This is a genomic window from Achromobacter sp. HNDS-1 (genome assembly GCF_040084795.1).
Classification (GTDB): Bacteria; Pseudomonadota; Gammaproteobacteria; order Burkholderiales; family Burkholderiaceae_B; genus Achromobacter; species Achromobacter ruhlandii.
Genome location: NZ_CP157584.1, coordinates 1961451 through 1978157, shown reverse-complemented (window position 1 = coordinate 1978157; position 16707 = coordinate 1961451). Strand labels below are relative to the sequence as shown.

General features: G+C 68.7%; 16 protein-coding genes. 12 read left to right on the top strand and 4 right to left on the bottom strand.

The window, feature by feature from the left end:
• Window positions 1-29: 29 nt before the first annotated feature.
• On the bottom strand, window positions 30-1445 hold the full coding sequence (gene cysG, locus ABFG95_RS09105; RefSeq protein ID WP_063582298.1) for a siroheme synthase CysG: 1416 nt from the start codon (window positions 1443-1445) through the stop codon (window positions 30-32).
• Between the two features lie 609 nt (window positions 1446-2054).
• Between cysG and ABFG95_RS09100 the strand changes: the two genes are divergently transcribed.
• The 7 genes from ABFG95_RS09100 (at window position 2055) to ABFG95_RS09070 (ending at window position 7251) form a co-directional block, all read left to right on the top strand.
• Window positions 2055-3350, top strand: coding sequence for a CmpA/NrtA family ABC transporter substrate-binding protein (locus ABFG95_RS09100; protein WP_104010679.1), 1296 nt, complete (start codon window positions 2055-2057; stop codon window positions 3348-3350).
• Between the two features lie 28 nt (window positions 3351-3378).
• The gene (gene ntrB, locus ABFG95_RS09095; RefSeq protein ID WP_054518824.1) at window positions 3379-4248 is read left to right on the top strand and encodes a nitrate ABC transporter permease; all 870 of its coding nucleotides are present in this window, start codon (window positions 3379-3381) and stop codon (window positions 4246-4248) included.
• Between the two features lie 4 nt (window positions 4249-4252).
• Entirely contained in the window at window positions 4253-5125 is an 873-nt protein-coding gene (locus tag ABFG95_RS09090; protein WP_049075596.1) for an ABC transporter ATP-binding protein, read from the top strand.
• Between the two features lie 170 nt (window positions 5126-5295).
• Window positions 5296-6021: a hypothetical protein gene (locus tag ABFG95_RS09085; RefSeq protein ID WP_049078020.1), complete on the top strand. Its 726-nt coding sequence runs from the start codon at window positions 5296-5298 to the stop codon at window positions 6019-6021.
• An 83-nt stretch (window positions 6022-6104) separates the two neighbouring features.
• Window positions 6105-6422: a DUF883 family protein gene (locus ABFG95_RS09080; protein ID WP_049075594.1), complete on the top strand. Its 318-nt coding sequence runs from the start codon at window positions 6105-6107 to the stop codon at window positions 6420-6422.
• A 68-nt stretch (window positions 6423-6490) separates the two neighbouring features.
• Window positions 6491-6907 carry a phage holin family protein gene (locus tag ABFG95_RS09075; RefSeq protein WP_049075592.1) on the top strand — a complete coding sequence of 139 codons (417 nt, stop codon included), beginning with the start codon at window positions 6491-6493 and terminating at the stop codon, window positions 6905-6907.
• Window positions 6904-7251 (top strand): hypothetical protein, encoded by a 348-nt coding sequence (locus ABFG95_RS09070; RefSeq protein WP_049075590.1) that lies wholly within the window; start codon window positions 6904-6906, stop codon window positions 7249-7251. The genes ABFG95_RS09075 and ABFG95_RS09070 overlap by 4 nt, the downstream gene beginning before the upstream one ends.
• Before the next feature lie 102 nt (window positions 7252-7353).
• Here ABFG95_RS09070 and ubiD read toward each other — a convergent pair whose 3' ends face one another.
• Window positions 7354-8898 carry a 4-hydroxy-3-polyprenylbenzoate decarboxylase gene (gene ubiD / locus ABFG95_RS09065; protein WP_049075588.1) on the bottom strand — a complete coding sequence of 515 codons (1545 nt, stop codon included), beginning with the start codon at window positions 8896-8898 and terminating at the stop codon, window positions 7354-7356.
• Window positions 8899-8981: 83 nt separating this feature from the next.
• Between ubiD and ABFG95_RS09060 the strand changes: the two genes are divergently transcribed.
• Entirely contained in the window at window positions 8982-9800 is an 819-nt protein-coding gene (locus ABFG95_RS09060) for a lytic transglycosylase domain-containing protein (protein WP_175145833.1), read from the top strand.
• Window positions 9801-9829: 29 nt separating this feature from the next.
• On the opposite strand, the gene ABFG95_RS09055 is transcribed toward ABFG95_RS09060, so the two are convergent.
• Both ABFG95_RS09055 and ABFG95_RS09050 read right to left on the bottom strand, forming a co-directional pair.
• Window positions 9830-10222 carry a hypothetical protein gene (locus ABFG95_RS09055; protein ID WP_175145832.1) on the bottom strand — a complete coding sequence of 131 codons (393 nt, stop codon included), beginning with the start codon at window positions 10220-10222 and terminating at the stop codon, window positions 9830-9832.
• 218 nt (window positions 10223-10440) lie between these two features.
• On the bottom strand, window positions 10441-11601 hold the full coding sequence (locus ABFG95_RS09050; protein ID WP_175145831.1) for a pyridoxal phosphate-dependent aminotransferase: 1161 nt from the start codon (window positions 11599-11601) through the stop codon (window positions 10441-10443).
• A gap of 44 nt (window positions 11602-11645) precedes the next feature.
• Between ABFG95_RS09050 and ABFG95_RS09045 the strand changes: the two genes are divergently transcribed.
• The 4 genes from ABFG95_RS09045 (at window position 11646) to ABFG95_RS09030 (ending at window position 16661) form a co-directional block, all read left to right on the top strand.
• The gene (locus tag ABFG95_RS09045; protein WP_278992029.1) at window positions 11646-12551 is read left to right on the top strand and encodes an FAD-binding protein; all 906 of its coding nucleotides are present in this window, start codon (window positions 11646-11648) and stop codon (window positions 12549-12551) included.
• Between the two features lie 141 nt (window positions 12552-12692).
• Window positions 12693-14981, top strand: coding sequence for an NADP-dependent malic enzyme (locus ABFG95_RS09040; RefSeq protein WP_059272390.1), 2289 nt, complete (start codon window positions 12693-12695; stop codon window positions 14979-14981).
• A complete protein-coding gene (locus ABFG95_RS09035; protein ID WP_278992031.1) occupies window positions 14962-16197 on the top strand; it encodes a patatin-like phospholipase family protein in 1236 nt (411 codons plus the stop codon). Before ABFG95_RS09040 ends, ABFG95_RS09035 begins: the two co-directional genes overlap by 20 nt.
• Window positions 16194-16661: a barstar family protein gene (locus ABFG95_RS09030; protein WP_006385613.1), complete on the top strand. Its 468-nt coding sequence runs from the start codon at window positions 16194-16196 to the stop codon at window positions 16659-16661. The genes ABFG95_RS09035 and ABFG95_RS09030 overlap by 4 nt, the downstream gene beginning before the upstream one ends.
• The last annotated feature ends 46 nt before the right edge of the window (window positions 16662-16707 follow it).

The window sequence follows — 16707 nt, the reverse complement described above, 5'->3', positions numbered from 1 at the left end:
CGGGCGCCCGCGGCACCCGTCGCCGGCCGCTACGCCGCCAGTCTTTGCGGCGCGCCTTCCAGGTGCTCGCCGAACCAATGCAATGATTGCGCCAGTCCCGCCACCTCGCCCACGATCAGCAGGGCGGGGGAGCGGATGGCGTGCGCCCGCGCCAGACGCGGCAGGTCTTCCAGCGTGCCCGACAGCACCCGCTGCTCGGGCCGGCTGCCGTTCTCGATCAGCGCGAACGGCGTGGTCGCGGCGCGGCCATGGCGGATCAGGCGCTGCGCCAGCAGTTCCAATTGGCCCACGCCCATGTAGAACGCCAGCGTCTGGCGTTCGCGCGCCAGCGCCGGCCAGTCCAGGTTGTCCTCGTCTTCGCGGCAGTGCGCGGTCACCAGGCGCACCGATTGCGCGTGCTCGCGATGCGTCAGCGGGATGCCGGCGTAGGCGGCACAGGCCAGCGCGGCGGTGATGCCGGGCACCACCTCATAACGCACGCCATGCGCGCGCAGGTGTTCCAGTTCCTCGCCGCCGCGGCCGAAGATGAAAGCGTCGCCGCCCTTGAGCCGCACCACGCGGCGGCCCAGGCGGGCGTGCTCGACCAGCAGGGCGTGGATGCGCGCCTGGGTGGCGTGATGGTCCTCGCCCGGCAGCTTGCCCACCGAGATGCGTTCGGCGTCGCGGCGCGCCAGCGACATGATGTCGTCGCTGACCAGCCGGTCGTACAGGATCACGTCGGCCTCGTTCAGCGCGCGCAGCGCCTTCAGCGTCAGCAGGCCCGGATCGCCGGGGCCGGCGCCGACCAGCACCACGCTGCCTTCGGCCGGCGCCAGCGGCTGGGCCAGGGCGGCTTCCAGCGCGGCTTGCGCGGCCTCGGGACGTTGTTGGCGGAGCAGGCCGGCCACGGGCCCGTCCAGCAGCCAGTCATAGAAACGGCGGCGCGCGCCCAGGTCGGGGTGGCCGGCGCGGATGCGCGCGCGGTAGCGTTCCGCCAGGCCCGCCAGGCGGCCCAGGCTGTGGTCGAACAGGGATTCGATGCGTTCGCGCAGGCGCCGCGCCAGCACTGGCGCCACGCCGGACGAGGAAATGGCCACGATGACCGGCGAGCGGTCGACGATCGACGGCACCTGGAACGACGACAGTTCGGGATCGTCCACCACGTTGCTGAAGATGCGGCGGGCCCGCGCGGCGTCGGAGACCGCCGCGTTCACGCCGCGGTCATCGGTGGCGGCCACGGCCAGCCACGCGCCGTCGAGCCAGGCGGGGTCGAAGCGGCCCGCCAGGTGGCGGATGCGGCCCGCCGCCAGCAGGTCCGCCAGCGCCGGCGTCAGCTCGGGCGCGCCCACGGCGACATCGGCATGGGCTTCGAGCAGGGCGAGCGTCTTGCGCTCGGCCACCGCGCCGCCGCCCACGACCAGCACGGGCCTGTCCTTCAGATCGGCAAAAATCGGGAAAAGCTTCATTACGCGGCCTCGGGCGCACCCGGCAGTAGGTCAAACGATCATAGGGACCGGGTCTCATCCCCACAACTTCTGATTTCTTGAATCCATATAGCCACAACTTATTTGGCGCGGGCCGCTTGCGGGGCGCGCCGGCTCAACCCATGCAAGTTCCATGCCCGCGCAGAGGCCTCGGCCAAGCCAGAAACGCCGCGCATCGGGCAGCGGCCGCGTGGGCGAGGATGCCGGGCCGCAGGGGAGACGGGGCGCGGGCAAGCCGCCGGATTCGAGGCCGCCGGCGCCGCCCGCACATCGATGGTGCGTTGCCGCATTCGTTTACGCACCAAGTTGGATCGCCAGGCGCGCCGGCCATCATCGGGGCGGGGCGCCCCGGCCGGCCTGGCCCGGCCTTGCGGATCGCCGCAAAGCCAATGGGCGCGCGGGTGCGCGCCGGCCGCGACGAGCGCGCCCGGCCGCTTGGCACGCCGATTGCTTAACCGTTGATGGACGGTCCGCGCGCGGTCCGGCCACGCCAAGCGCCGCGATCCGCGGCAGGGAACAACGACGTTCCGCAGCGCCAACGGGTTGCCCCCGATCGGCGCGCGGGACGTTTTTTTTTGCCAGGAGCCTCGTATGACGCCAGTGAAACCCCGCCTTCCCGCCGCCACGGGGCCGGATTCGACCACCGACGCCAGCCGCCGCAAGTGGCTGGCCGGCACCGCGCGCGCCGTGGCCGGCGCCGGCCTGCTGTCGCTGGTCGACCCGCTGGTGCGCGCCGGCGCCTGGGCCGCGGGCAGCGACGCGCCCGAGAAGGCCGAGGTCAAGATCGGCTTCATTCCGCTGACCGACTGCGCCTCGGTCGTGATGGCCTCGGTGCTGGGCATCGACAAGAAGTACGGCGTCACCATCACGCCGTCCAAGGAAGCGTCCTGGGCCGCCGTGCGCGACAAGCTGCTCAACGGCGAACTGGACATGGCCCACGTGCTCTACGGCCTGATCTATGGCGTGCAACTGGGCGTGGGCGGGCCGAAGAAGGACATGGCCGTGCTGATGAGCCTGAACCAGAACGGCCAGGCCATCACCCTGTCGAACAAGCTGCTGCAGGCCGGTGCGCGTGACGGCGAATCGCTCGCCAGGGTGATGGCCTCCGAGAAGCGCGAATACACCTTCGCCCAGACCTTCCCGACCGGCACCCACGCCATGTGGCTGTACTACTGGCTGGCCGCCTACGGCATCGACCCGATGAAGGACGCCAAGGTCATCACCGTGCCGCCGCCGCAGATGGTGGCCAACATGCGGGTGGGCAACATGGACGGCTTCTGCGTGGGCGAGCCGTGGGGCGCGCGCGCCATCCTCGACAAGATCGGCTTCACCGCCGTGACCACCCAGGCCATCTGGACCGACCATCCCGAAAAGGTGCTGGGCACCAGCGCCGACTTCGTGGCGCGCCATCCGAACACCGCGCGCGCCGTCACCGCCGCCATTCTGGAGGCGGGCAAATGGATCGACGCCTCGCCCGAAAACCGCCGCAAGACCGCCGAGACCATCGCCGCCAAGTCGTACGTCAACACCGACGCCAGCGGCATCATCGACCGCATGCAGGGTCAGTATGACGATGGCCTGGGCAAGCGCTGGAGCGACGCGCACGCGATGCGCTTCTCGGGCGACGGCGCGGCCAACTTCCCCTACCTGAGCGACGGCATGTGGTTCCTGACCCAGCACAAGCGCTGGGGCCTGCTCAAGGAGCATCCCGACTACCTGGCCGTCGCGCGCCAGGTCAACCGCATCGACATCTACAAGCAGGCCGCGCAGGCCGCCGGCCTCGCCGTGCCAGGCAGCGAGATGCGCAGTTCCAAACTGGTCGACGGCGTGGTCTGGGACGGCAGCAACCCGGCGGCCTATGCCGATGGTTTCAAGGTCAAGGCCTGAGCGCCGCCACGCATAGGAGAAGCTCGCGATGTCTACCGTAACGAGTATGGAGCGGGCCGCGCCCGTGTCCGCCACCCCCGCCCCGGCGCCGCGGGCCGCCCCCTGGACCGATGCCTGGCGCGAACGGCTGGAAGCGGCGCTGCGCGCCGTGGTCGGCCCGGTGGCCGGTTTCGCGCTGTTCGTGCTGGTGTGGCAGGTGGTGGCCATGCGCATCCCCGAGATCCCCACGCCGGGCGTGACCTGGCAGGCGGCGGTGGCGTTGTTCTCGGACCCGTTCTACGACAACGGCCCCAACGACAAGGGCATCGGCTGGAACCTGCTGGCCTCGCTGCAGCGGGTCGGCATCGGTTTCGGCCTGGCCGCGCTGGTGGGGATTCCGATCGGTTTCGCCATCGGCCGCTACGCGCCGGTGCGGGCAATGTTCTCGCCCATCGTCAGCCTGCTGCGGCCGGTGTCGCCACTGGCGTGGCTGCCGCTGGGGCTGCTGTTGTTCAAGGCCGCCAACCCGGCCGCGATCTGGGCCATTTTCATCTGTTCGATCTGGCCCATGATCATCAACACGGCGGTCGGCGTGTCGCGCGTGCCGCAGGACTACCTGAACGTGGCGCGGGTGCTGAACCTGTCGGAATGGAAGGTCACCACCAAAGTGCTGCTGCCCGCCGTGCTGCCCTACATGCTGACCGGCGTGCGGCTGTCCATCGGCACCGCCTGGCTGGTGATCGTCGCGGCCGAGATGCTGACCGGCGGCACCGGCATCGGCTTCTGGCTGTGGGACGAGTGGAACAACCTGAAGGTCGAGCACATCGTCATCGCCATTTTCGTGATCGGCATCGTCGGGCTGATCCTGGAAACGCTGCTGGTCGCGCTGGCCCGCCGCTTCACCTACACCGAGGAGTAGCGCCATGAAGAAATTCGTACGCATCGAACGCGTGGGCCAGACCTTCGCCACCCGCAAGGGCGCCTTCGTCGCGCTGCGCGACATCGACCTGACGGTGGAGCAGGGCGAGTTCATCACCCTGATCGGCCATTCCGGCTGCGGCAAGTCCACCCTGCTGAACCTGATCGCCGGCCTGACCCGCCCGACCAGCGGCGTGCTGCTGTGCGCCGAGCGCGAAATCACCGGGCCCGGCCCGGACCGCGCCGTGGTGTTCCAGAACCACTCGCTGCTGCCCTGGCTGACCTGCTTCCAGAACGTGCACCTGGCGGTGGAGCGGGTTTTCGGCGCGTCGGAAAAGCGCGCCCAGCTGGCCGAGCGCACCCGCGCCGCGCTCGACCTGGTGGGCCTGCTGCCGGCGCAGAACAAACTGCCGCGCGAGATCTCCGGCGGCATGAAGCAGCGCGTCGGCATCGCTCGCGCGCTGGCGATCGAGCCGGGCGTGCTGCTGATGGACGAGCCGTTCGGCGCGCTCGACGCGCTGACCCGCGCGCATCTGCAGGACGAGCTGCTCAAGATCGTCGCCAAGACCCGCACCACCACCATCATGGTCACGCACGACGTGGACGAAGCCGTGCTGTTGTCCGACCGCATCGTCATGCTGACCAATGGGCCGGCCGCGACCATCGGCGAGATCCTGCCCGTGCCTTTGCCGCGCCCGCGCGACCGGGTGCGATTGGCCAACGACCCGGTCTATCTGTCGTGCCGCGCGGCGGTGGTGGATTTCCTGCACCGGCGCCACGGCAATCCCGAGCGGGCCCAGGCGCCCGTGGTCCTGGCGGCGGTGCCCGACGTGGAGGACGCCTCGTCGCAGGCGGCCGGGTCGCGCGCGGTGGCCTAGCGCGTGGGGGGCTGGCGCCGGGCCACGGCGCGCCCTCGCCGGCGCGCCGGCGCCCGTCATCGGCTTGACACGTTCGGTCATGCGCCGCGCGGGCCAACCGGTGTAGTATCAAGCCAGCCGTGCGCGGACAGCGCTCGGCGCTTTCTGGATTTCTGGAGTGGCTTGTGGCGTTGCGAAATTGGGCATCCCTGGTATTTGTGGCCGGCGCGCTGGGCGCGGCCGGCGTGGCGCAGGCCGGCGTCTGCGACGCGCAGTTCATGCATGATGGCGGCGCGGTCCAGCTCACCGGGTCCGGCAACATCGCGCTGGGCGCCGACCTGAACTTTTCCGAGGTTACAAAAAGCAATGGCGACAACTGCCGCGCGCGGGTGCAGGGCGTGGCCCGCTTCAGCTACGCCGGCCTGCCGCCGGGCAAGTCCAGCCTCGATTACCTGATGACCGTCAAGAGCGGCCAGGCCACCTTCCTCAAGTACGCCACCGCCGGCGAAGCGCCGCGCCCCTCCGAAGGCCAGTTCGACCTGCGCATGCTGGGGCTGTTCGCGTACGACGGCAAGCTCAATCCGGGCCAGAAGCTGCCCGGTTCGTCGTTCCGTCTGAAAATCGGCAAGGAAGCGCCGGTCGGCGGCCAGCCCAGCACCACGGTGCGCATCGGCGAGAAAAGCGTGGGGCGCGCGGCCAGCATCAGCACCGCGCTGGGCCAGCAGTCCTGCCATCCCATTTCCTACACCCGCAATTCCGATCCCACCATGGCCACGTTCCAGGGCTTGACCATTCCCATTCCCGGCATGAACACCACGGTCACCGATTGGTATTGTCCGGCGGTCAACCTGGTCATGAAGCAGGATATCGACCAGGGCGGCGTCAAGTCCGCCGTTGAGATTACGCAAATCAAGTAGCACACGGTAGCAAGCCGGCCTGGACCCGCGCGGGACGGCTGGTATGATGGTTTCGTCATAGACACACTACAGGAGCTCAAAAAATGGCCACGAGAAAATCCGAAGACGTCGCAAAAGAAAAACTGATCGACAGTGTCAAGACCAGCCTGAACGACGCCGAGAGCCTGCTGCGCGAAGCCGCCGGCAGCACCGGCGACAAGGCCGCCGAATTGCGCGAACGCGCCATGACCTCGCTCAAGCGCACCCGCGAAGCCCTGTATGAAGCCCAGGACGCGGTGCTCGAACGCGGTCGCAAGGCTGCCCGCGCCACCGATGACTACGTGCACGACAATCCCTGGCAAGCCATCGGCATCGCAGGCGTGACCGGCCTGCTGCTCGGCTTGCTGATCAGCCGCCGCTGACAAGGCGGGACCTCCGGGCGGGCGGCGCCGGCGTCATGCCGGCTCGCCCGCCCGGTGTCCTTCTTGCCATGGGTCTACGCAAATCTGTGTTTGGCGTGGCGTCCAGCCTGGTCGGGCTGATGCGCACGCGCCTGGAACTGCTGGCACTGGAAGCGGCGGGCGAAAAAGCGCGCCTGCTCAAGCTGCTGGGCATGGCGTTCGCCGCCTTGCTGTTCCTGACGCTGGCGGTGCTGGTGTTCACCATCACGATCGCGGTGGCGTTCTGGCCCACCGAAGACCGCTACCTGGCCCTGGGCCTGCTGGCGGCCTTCTATCTGGTGGTCGGCGTGGTGTTGCTGCTGGTGGTGCGCCACGGCCTGGTCTACGGACCGCCGCCGTTCGCGGCCACGCTGGAAGAACTGGGCCGTGACGCCGAGCTGCTCGAACGGGTGCGCGACGCGCAGGACGATGACCGCGCGCAGCGGCGCCAGGAGGACTTGTCATGACGAAAAGGTCTCCCACCGTCGACCGCGCGGTGCGCATCGAACTGCTGCGCGCCCGCGCCGCGATCGAGCGCGAGTCGCTGGCCCAGGGCATCGTGTCCACCGGGCGCAGGCTCGAGCCGGCCGCGCTGCTCAAGAGTTTCCTGCCAGGGCTCGCGTCCGGCGGCGCCTCGCGCTGGGCCATGCAGGCTATCGGCCTGGCGCGGCGCTATCCCATCATCAGCTCGTCGTTGTCGGCGATGTTCATGCGGGGCGGCGGCAAGTCCAAGCTGCTCAAGCTGGCCGGCGGCGCGCTGGTGGGCTGGCAGCTGTTCAAGCTCTGGCGCGATTCGCGCGACGACGTCTGATTCCGGTCTTCGCGCCCGCCCAAGAAAAAATCCCGCCGTCTCCGGCGGGATTTTTTTTGGGGGGCGGGCAACGCGGCCAGCGCGACTGTCCGCGCCGCCGGCCTACAGCCCCAATTGCCCCCAGATGTCGTCCACCCGCTTCTTGACGTCGGCGTCCATGGTGATGGGCGTGCCCCATTCACGCTGGGTCTCGCCCGGCCATTTGTTGGTGGCGTCCAGGCCCATCTTGCCGCCGAGGCCCGACACCGGCGAGGCGAAGTCCAGGTAGTCGATGGGCGTGTTTTCGACCAGCAGCGTGTCGCGCACCGGGTCCATGCGCGTGGTCATGGCCCACACCACTTCCTTCCAGTCGCGCGGATTGATGTCCTCGTCCACGACCACGATGAACTTGGTGTACATGAACTGGCGCAGGATGCTCCACAGCCCGAACATGACGCGCTTGGCGTGGCCGGCGTACTGCTTGCGGATCGACACCACCGCCAGGCGGTAGCTGCAGCCCTCGGGCGGCAGGTAGAAGTCGACGATCTCGGGCAACTGGCGCCGCAGCAGCGGCACGAACACCTCGTTGAGCGCCACGCCCAGCACGGCGGGCTCGTCGGGCGGCTTGCCGGTGTAGGTCGAGTGGTAGATGGGGTTGCGGCGCATGGTGATGCGCTCGACCGTGAACACCGGGAACCAGTCCTGCTCGTTGTAGTAACCGGTGTGGTCGCCGTAGGGGCCTTCCAGCGCCATCTCGTAGTCGCTGTTGGGCGGCGGGTTGACGCCGTCCGGCACCACCGGGGCGATGGCGCGCGGATCCGACGACGGCAGCAGGTGGCCTTCCAGCACGATCTCGGCCCAGGCCGGCACCGACAGGTTGCTGCCCAGCGCCTGTGCCACCTCGGTGCGCGAGCCGCGCAGCAGGCCGGCGAACTGGTATTCCGACAGGCTGTCCGGCACCGGGGTGACCGCGCCCAGCGTGGTGGCCGGGTCGGCGCCCAGCGCCACGGCGATGGGGAAGGGCGTGCCGGGATGCGCCAGCGCGTGGTCGCGGAAATCGAGCGCGCCGCCGCGGTGCGACAGCCAGCGCATGATGAGCTTGTTCGGGCCCAGCAACTGCTGGCGGTAGATGCCCAGGTTCTGGCGGCGGGCGTTGGGGCCGCGCGTGATCACCAGGCCCCAGGTCAACAGCGGCGCCACGTCGCCCGGCCAGCAGGTCTGGATCGGCAGGCGCGTCAGGTCCACGTCCTTGCCTTCCCAGACGATCTCCTGGCAGGCCGGGCTCTTGACGTTCTTGGGGCTCATGTCCCAAAGCGCCGACTTCAGCATCGACACCTTGGCCAGCGCGTCGCGCAGGCCCTTGGGCGCCTCGGGCTCGCGCAGCGAAGCCAGTAGTTCGCCGATGTCGCGCAGTGCGCTGACGTCGTCGGCGCCCATGCCGCGCGCCACCCGCGAGGGCGTGCCGAACAGGTTGGCCAGCACCGGCATCTCGGCCGGCTTGCCGTCGTGCCGCGCTTTTTCGAACAGCAGGGCGGGGCCCTCGGCGCGCAGCACGCGGTCGGAAATCTCGGTCATTTCCAGGCGCGTCGAGACCGGCGCGGCGATGCGTTTGAGCTCGCCCATGCGTTCGAGTTGAGCGAGGAAGTCTCTAAGGTCGCGGTATTTCACTACAGATCCCGGCTATTTGGTTACATCTTGGGGAGAAAGAGAGGTTAACATTGACTCCCTCTTTTTTAACGCAGGAGGTTTTCATGCCCGATGCGTCAGTGGCCAGCCTGTTCAGGAACATGGCCCAAGGAGTGCACCAATATCTTGCCGAATCGCTGCGCATCTGCTCCGTCTACCTGGGCATCGCGGTGATCGTGACGGTAAGCATGGGATTCGCCCTGCCTGGTTTGCGCGACCAGGCATTGCAAGTGCACAAAGCCTTGTTGACCGCCCTCGCGCCTTCATCCATGCAGCCTGGCATCGAAACCGAAGCCGGGTCCGAGTTCGGCGCCGACTCCTCGTCGGCGATTGCCATGGCCGTGCCCACCGCGCCTTCCAGCAATGCGACCGGCATGCTGGGGCCTGCCCGCGCCGCGCCGGCGTCGCCCAAGAAGCCCGCCATGGTCGCCACCGGCCCGCAGGCCGAGGCGTTGCGTAACTATATCTCGCGCAAGTACAAGGTCGCCTATGACGCGACCGGCCCGCTCTTGAACACTGTGTACAAGGTGGGCCGCGAGAAGCAGCTGGATCCGCTGCTGCTGCTGGCCGTCATCGCCATCGAGTCGCGCTACAACCCGCTGGCCGAGAGCCATGTCGGCGCGCAGGGGCTGATGCAGGTGATGACCAGCGTGCACCAGGACAAGTTCGACGCGGTGGGCAAGAACCCCCTGGACCCCGGCGCCAATATCGCCGTGGGCGCCACCATCCTGAAGGACTGCATCAACCGGCGCGGTTCGGTCGATGGCGGCCTGGCCTGCTATGTCGGTTCGACCGGGCCGGACGACAACGGCTACGGCGCCAAGGTGCAGGCCGAGCGCCGGCGCCTGGCGCTGGCGTCGGGGATCGCGCTGGCGCGCGATTGATCCTGCATACCCATAGGCGGAACCGGGGATCAGCGGAAGGTCACGAGTATCGTGATTTGCTGGCTGAACGTCCCCGGCACCACTGCCGCGCCGGTCTTCATCAGTTCCGCCGAGTAGTACAGGCTCCTGGGACGCAGCGTGGTGGTCAGTGACTCGGTCGGGCGCCATTCATTGAAGGCGATCGGAATGGCGCCGTTTTCCTTGACTTGCAGTGCAAGCCCGTTCGGCGTGCCATCGGTGTTTTTCAACTCGATGTTCTGGCCGTTGGACGTCAGCACCGGGCTGCCTTCGGGCTGGAACTTGATCTGCAGCGGAACCACCATATTGCCCAGGTCGGCGATGTGGAAGCCGCCATCGCAGGCTTCGTCGAAATCCGCGACGATGGTGAATGGCGTCGGTGGCGGCAGCGGCAGATTGCCCACGCTGTAGGCCCTGTGGCTTCACAGCGGCGCTCAACGCGGGAATGCGTGGCGCCGGCGAGTGTGCCCGGCGATGATGATCTGGACGTTAATTCTTCGCCAGGCGGGGGGAGGGCGACGCAAGCCCGTCCGGCGGGCATAACCTCAGGCGGCCGGGCGCAAGCCCGGCAGTCCCTGGCCGGGCCCGGCGCCTGGCCCCGCCAGGGCGGCGTAGCCGCGCGTCAGCGGCCCAGCAGCTTGCCCAGGCGGGCCACGGCTTCTTCCAGACGGTCCAGCCCGGTGGCGTAGGAGAAGCGCATGGTGTGATGGCCATGGGCGGGGCCGAAATCCAGGCCGGGCACGGCGGCGATGCCGGCTTCCAGCAGCAGGCGCTGCGAGAAGCTGGCGCTGTCGGTGTCGAAGTCGCTGATGTCGGCGTAGATGTAGAAGGCGCCGTCCGGCTTGACCGGCACCTTCAGGCCCAGGCGTTCGAACTCGGGCAGCAGGTAGTCGCGGCGCTGCCTGAAGGCTTCGCGGCGGTGTTCGAAGGTGCGCAGGGCGTCCGGCGTGAAGCAGGCCAGGGCGGCGTGCTGCGCCAGCGTGGGGGCGCAGATGGCCAGGCTGCCGGCGATCTTCTCGACCGGCGCCACCATGGCCTCGGGCACGATCATCCAGCCCAGGCGCCAGCCGGTCATGTGGAAGTACTTCGAGAAGCTGTTGATGACGATGATGTCGTCGTCCAGCGTCAGCGCGGAGCGCGGCTGGCCTTCGTAGGACAGGCCCAGGTAGATTTCGTCGACGATGGCGAAGCCCTGGCGGGCGCGTACCTCGGCCAGCAGCCTGGACAGTTCACCGTGGTCGATGGAGGTGCCGGTGGGATTGCTGGGCGAGGCCACCAGCACGCCCTGGGTGGCCTCGGTCCAGTGCCGGGCCACGTCCTGCGCGGACAGCTGGAAGCGCTTGTCCGCGGAACTGGGGATCAGGCGCGGCCGGCCGCCGGCGGCGAGCACGAAGTTGCTGTTGGCGGGATACGAGGGGTCCGGCATCAGCACTTCCGCGCCCGGGTTGACCAGGGCGGCGCAGGCCAGGGTCAGGGCGCCCGAGGCCCCGGCCGTGACGATGACGCGGCGCGGATCGATCGCGGCGCCGAACTGTTCGTGGTAGAACCGGGCGATGGCCTCGCGCAGCGGCATCAGGCCGGCGGGCGCGCTGTAGCCGCTCTGGCCAGCCTGGGCCGCGCGCTGCAGCGCTTCCACGACCTGGGGCGGCGCGGTAAAGTCCGGTTCGCCGATGCCCAGGCTGATGATGTCCTTGCCCGCCGCCTGCAGCGCTTGCGCCTGTTTGAACAGTTCAACCACCTGGAAGGTCAGGAAATCGTCGGTACGGGCGGCAAGGCGGGGCATCGGAATCTCGAAGGCTACTTGAAGCGGAAAAAGGAATTGTAGTCATGCAGCCATCGCGGCGCGCTTTCCTCCTGGGCCGACGGCCGGTCCAGACCCCCTGGGCCACTTTCCTGCAACGACTGGCGCTGCTGTGCCACGGGGCGGTGCGGGACCAGGTCGAGGCGCCGGGCGAGGGCCCGCGTGCCGTGCTGGCGCCGCAGCGCGAGGCCGACGTCGTCCACGCCCGCGCGCTGTGCGCCGAGTACGGCGTGGTGATGGCGCTGGACGAGGCGCCGGGCCCGTTCGAGCCGGTGAACGGGCCGCTGCTGTGGATCGACCCCGGCCGACTGGCGACGCTGGCGCGCCTGTCCGGCCCGGTTCCGCGCTGGCGCGCCCAGCCGGGCGTGCCGGTGGCGGCCTTGGCCCAGGCTGGCCTGCGGCAGTTCGACGGGCTGCCCGGCGCCATGACGCTGGCGCAATGGCTGGCGGCCCCCGCGATCTGGCCGGCGGGGCGCGGCGCCGACTCGGGTGTGCTGGCCGTCGATCTGTTGCTGGCCGACGGCGTGGAGGAAACCCTGGGGCCCTTTGGCGCCGACGATGTGCAGCCGCTGCGGTCAGCCACGGTGCAGCGGCTGGTGCCGGCGCTGTTCCAGTTGGCGGGGGGCGAACTGGCCGCCGCCTGCCGCGTCGCGGATCGCTGGGCCGCGCGCTATCGGCTCGACGCCCTGGCGCCGCAAGCGCCGGCCAGCGTCAACCTGGCGCACCTGTTGTTGGGACATGGCGGCACGCTGGCCTGGGTCCAGGGGGTGACGCTGGGCGTGGGCGCGGCGCCGACGGCGGCTCAGGCCGGCGCCGCGCCGGTCGCAGCCGGGCGGTCGACCGCCGCCTTGCAGGCGCGGATCAAGGCCCTGTTCGACCCCCATGGGCGTTTTCCCGAATTGGCGGCGCGCCCGGATGGCGACAATTTGTAAGCCGGGGGTAAGATGGGCGGCGCGCCCGGGGCTTGCGGGCGGTGCGCCCCGGCGGCGCCCGCAGGGAACGTTTCGCCCCGTCCGCCATCGGAATAGAATTGCCCCCTTTCGTGTTCCTCACTCTAGCCAGTAGCCGCCCCTATGGATGCCAACCTCCGCAAAGCCGCCCTTGAATACCACGAGCACGGCCGTCCCGGCAAAATCTCGGTCACCCCGACCAAGCAGCTCACCAACCAACGCGATCTGGCCCTGGCGTACTCGCCCGGCGTGGCGGCGGCCTGTGAGGAAATCGTGGCGGACCCGGCCAACGTGTTCCGCTACACCGCGCGCGGCAATCTGGTGGGCGTGATCACCAACGGCACCGCGGTGCTGGGCCTGGGCAACATCGGCGCGCTGGCCTCCAAGCCGGTGATGGAAGGCAAGGCGGTGCTGTTCAAGAAGTTCGCCGGCCTGGACGTGTTCGACATCGAGATCAACGAAACCGACCCGGACAAGCTGGTCGAGATCATCGCCGGCCTGGAAGCCACCTTCGGCGGCATCAACCTCGAAGACATCAAGGCGCCGGAATGCTTCACGGTCGAGCGCAAGCTTCGCGAGCGCATGAAGATCCCCGTCTTCCATGACGACCAGCACGGCACCGCCATCTGTGTGTCGGCGGCCTTCATCAACGGCCTGAAAGTGGTGGGCAAGGACATCGACAAGGTCAAGGTGGTGACCTCCGGCGCCGGCGCGGCCGCGCTGGCCTGTCTGGACCTGATGGTGGACCTGGGCCTGCCGCTGGAAAACATCTGGGTCACCGACATCGAGGGCGTGGTGTACGAAGGCCGCACCACCTTGATGGACCCTGACAAGGCGCGCTTCGCGCAAAAGACCGACGCCCGCAAGCTGGCCGAAGTGATCGAGGGCGCGGACGTGTTCCTGGGCCTGTCGGCCGGCGGCGTGCTCAAGCCCGAGATGGTGGCCAAGATGGGGCCGCGTCCGCTGATCCTGGCGCTGGCCAATCCCACGCCCGAGATCCTGCCCGAACTCGCCCATTCCGTGCGCGACGACGTGGTGATGGCGACGGGCCGTTCGGACTACCCGAACCAGGTCAACAACGTGCTGTGCTTCCCGTACATCTTCCGCGGCGCGCTGGACGTGGGCGCCACCACCATCACGCGCGAGATGGAAAAGGCGGCGGTCTATGCCATCGCCGAACTGGCCGAGGAAGAGCAGAACGAAGTGGTGGCCGCCGCCTACGGCACCTTCGATATCTCGTTCGGCCCCGAGTACCTGATTCCCAAGCCCTTCGATCCGCGCCTGATCGTGCGCATCGCGCCGGCGGTGGCCAAGGCCGCCATGGAAGGCGGCGTGGCCACGCGCCCGCTGGCCGACCTGGAAGCCTACGAAGAGCAACTGCAGCAGTTCGTCTACCACTCCGGCGCGTTCATGAAGCCGCTGTTCTCGGCGGCCAAGCGCATCGTGCGCGAGGGCGGTCCGGCCCGCATCGTGTTCGCCGAAGGCGAGGACGAGCGCGTGCTGCGCGCGGTGCAGGTGGTGGTGGACGAAGGCCTGGCCCGTCCCATCCTGGTGGGCCGCCCGTCGGTGCTGCTGACCCGCATCGAGAAGCTGGGCCTGCGCCTGCGTCTGGGTGAAGACGTCGAGGTCACCAACCCGGAATACGACGAGCGCTTCCACCAGTACTGGACCACGTACTGGGAACGCATGTGCCGCCGTGGCATCACCAAGGAAATGGCGCGCGTGGAAATGCGCCGCCGCATGACCCTGATCGGCGCGATGATGGTGCACCTGGGCGATGCCGACGGCATGGTCTGCGGCTCGGTCGGCGCCTATCACGACCACCTGCGCTTCATCGACGAAGTGATCGGCCGCCGGCCGGGCCGCAACGTCTACGCCGCCATGAACATCCTGCTGCTCAACGAGCGCACGGTGGTGCTGGTGGATACGCACGTCAACGACGAACCTACTGCCGAGCAGATCGCCGAGTTCACCATCGCCGCCGCCAAGGAAATGCAGCGCATGTTCCTGGCGCCCAAGGTGGCGCTGCTGTCGCGCTCGAATTTCGGCTCGGGCAGCTCGGCCTCGGGCGCCAAGATGCGCCGCGCGCTGGAACTGGTGCGCGCCGCCGAGCCCGAACTGGAGATCGACGGCGAGATGCATGGCGACTGCGCGCTGGATGAAGCCCTGCGCCTGCGCATCCTGCCGTCCTCGACGCTCAAGGGCGAGGCCAACCTGCTGGTGTGCCCGAACGTGGACGCCGGCAACATCGCCTACAACCTGCTCAAGACGGCGGCCGGCGGCAACGTCGCGGTGGGCCCGTTCCTGCTGGGCGCCAACGCGCCGGTGCACATCCTGACCTCCAGCTCGACCGTGCGCCGCATCGTCAACATGACCGCGATGACGGTGGTCGATGCCAATACCCCGCGTTGAAGTCACCAATGGCGGTCCGGCGTGCCCGCGCACGCCGACCGGCCTGGTCCTGACCGGGGGCGGCGCCCGCGCCGCCTACCAGGTCGGCGTGCTCAGCGCCATCATGGAGCTGCTGGACCCCGACTGGCATTCGCGTTTCAAGAATCCCTTCGACATCATCTGCGGCACGTCCGCCGGCGCCATCAACGCCGCCGCGCTGGCCTGCCGGGCCGAGCGGCCGCACCTGGGGGTGCGCCGCATCCGCCGCCTGTGGTCGTCGCTCAATACCGACATGATCTACCGGGCCGACGCGCCCGGCCTGATCCGCACGGGCGTGCGCTGGCTGGGGCTGCTGTCGCTGGGGTGGATGTACTCCGGCCTGACGCGCAAGCGGCCGCAGTCGCTGCTGGACAACAGCCCGATGCAGGCGTTGCTGGCGCGGGTACTGGATTTCGACCACCTGCAGTCCAGCCTGGAAAGCGGCGCCCTGTCGGCGCTGGCGATCACGGCCTCGGGCTACACCAGCGGCGAGCACCTGACTTTCTACCAGGCACATACGCCGATCGAGCCCTGGCACCGCTACCTGCGGCTGGCCATCCCCACGCCGATCACGGTCGACCACCTGATGGCGTCGTCCGCCATTCCCTTCGTCTTTCCAGCCAGGCAGATCACGGTGCATGGCAAGGGGGAGTGGTGTGGCGATGGCTCCATGCGGCAGCTGGCGCCGATCAGCCCCGCCATCCACCTGGGCGCGCACCGGGTGCTGGTGATCGGCACCGGTTTTCGCGACGATACCCATCCGGAGCATCGCGAGGAATCGCCGCCATACCCCTCCCTGGCCCAGGTCGGCGGCCACGCCCTGTCCAGCATTTTCCTGGACGGACTGTCGATGGACGTCGAACGCCTGGAACGGATGAACTACCTGGTCGACCAGGTCGTTCCCCGGGAGGACGGCGAGCCGGTCGCCGTGCGCCGCATCCAGGTGCTGACGATTACCCCGAGCCGCTCCCTGGATTCCCTGGCGCTGGAGCACCTGGACGATATGCCGCCCCAGGCCCGTGCGCTTTTCCGCGTACTCGGTGTATCGTCCGACCCAAGCCGTCCGGGGGGCGGGGCGCTGATGTCCTACCTGTTGTTCGAGTCCAGCTACACCAAGCGATTGATCGAACTGGGTTATGCCGATACGATGCAGCGTAACGATGAAGTGATCGCCTTTTTCAAGGAGGCACAGGCATGACGCGCAATGCCCAATCTACCCTGCACAAGCAATTGAAGCGAGGTGGAGCGCTGGCCCATGACGGGCTGGACAAAAAGGCCGTGGTCGACGCCGCGCATGAGCTCGGCCTGGCACTGTTTGTGGCCAATTGCGACCCGGCCCGCAGCCGCTCCGCGGTGCTGCGCGCCATCGTCAAGGCGGTGGACTTCCCCGAGTATTTCGGCGGCAACCTCGACGCGCTCTACGACTGCCTGTGCGATACCGTGCTGGATCACAAGACGGGCGTGGTGCTGTGGCTGTACAAGTTGCATTCCGGCGACCCGGCGCTGGAGGAAGACGCCGCCCGTATCGAGTCGGTGTGCGCCGACGCCGCCGAATTCGCCCACGAGAATGGCCGCACGTTTGCGTATGTGGTGGAGCACGCGGGCAAGCACCCGGACCCGGAACCCGGCGTGGCCGCCGCGCCCTACGGCGAGAACGACTGAAGGTCCTGGCAGGGGCGCTTGCGCCGCCGGCCCGTGGGTCATTTGC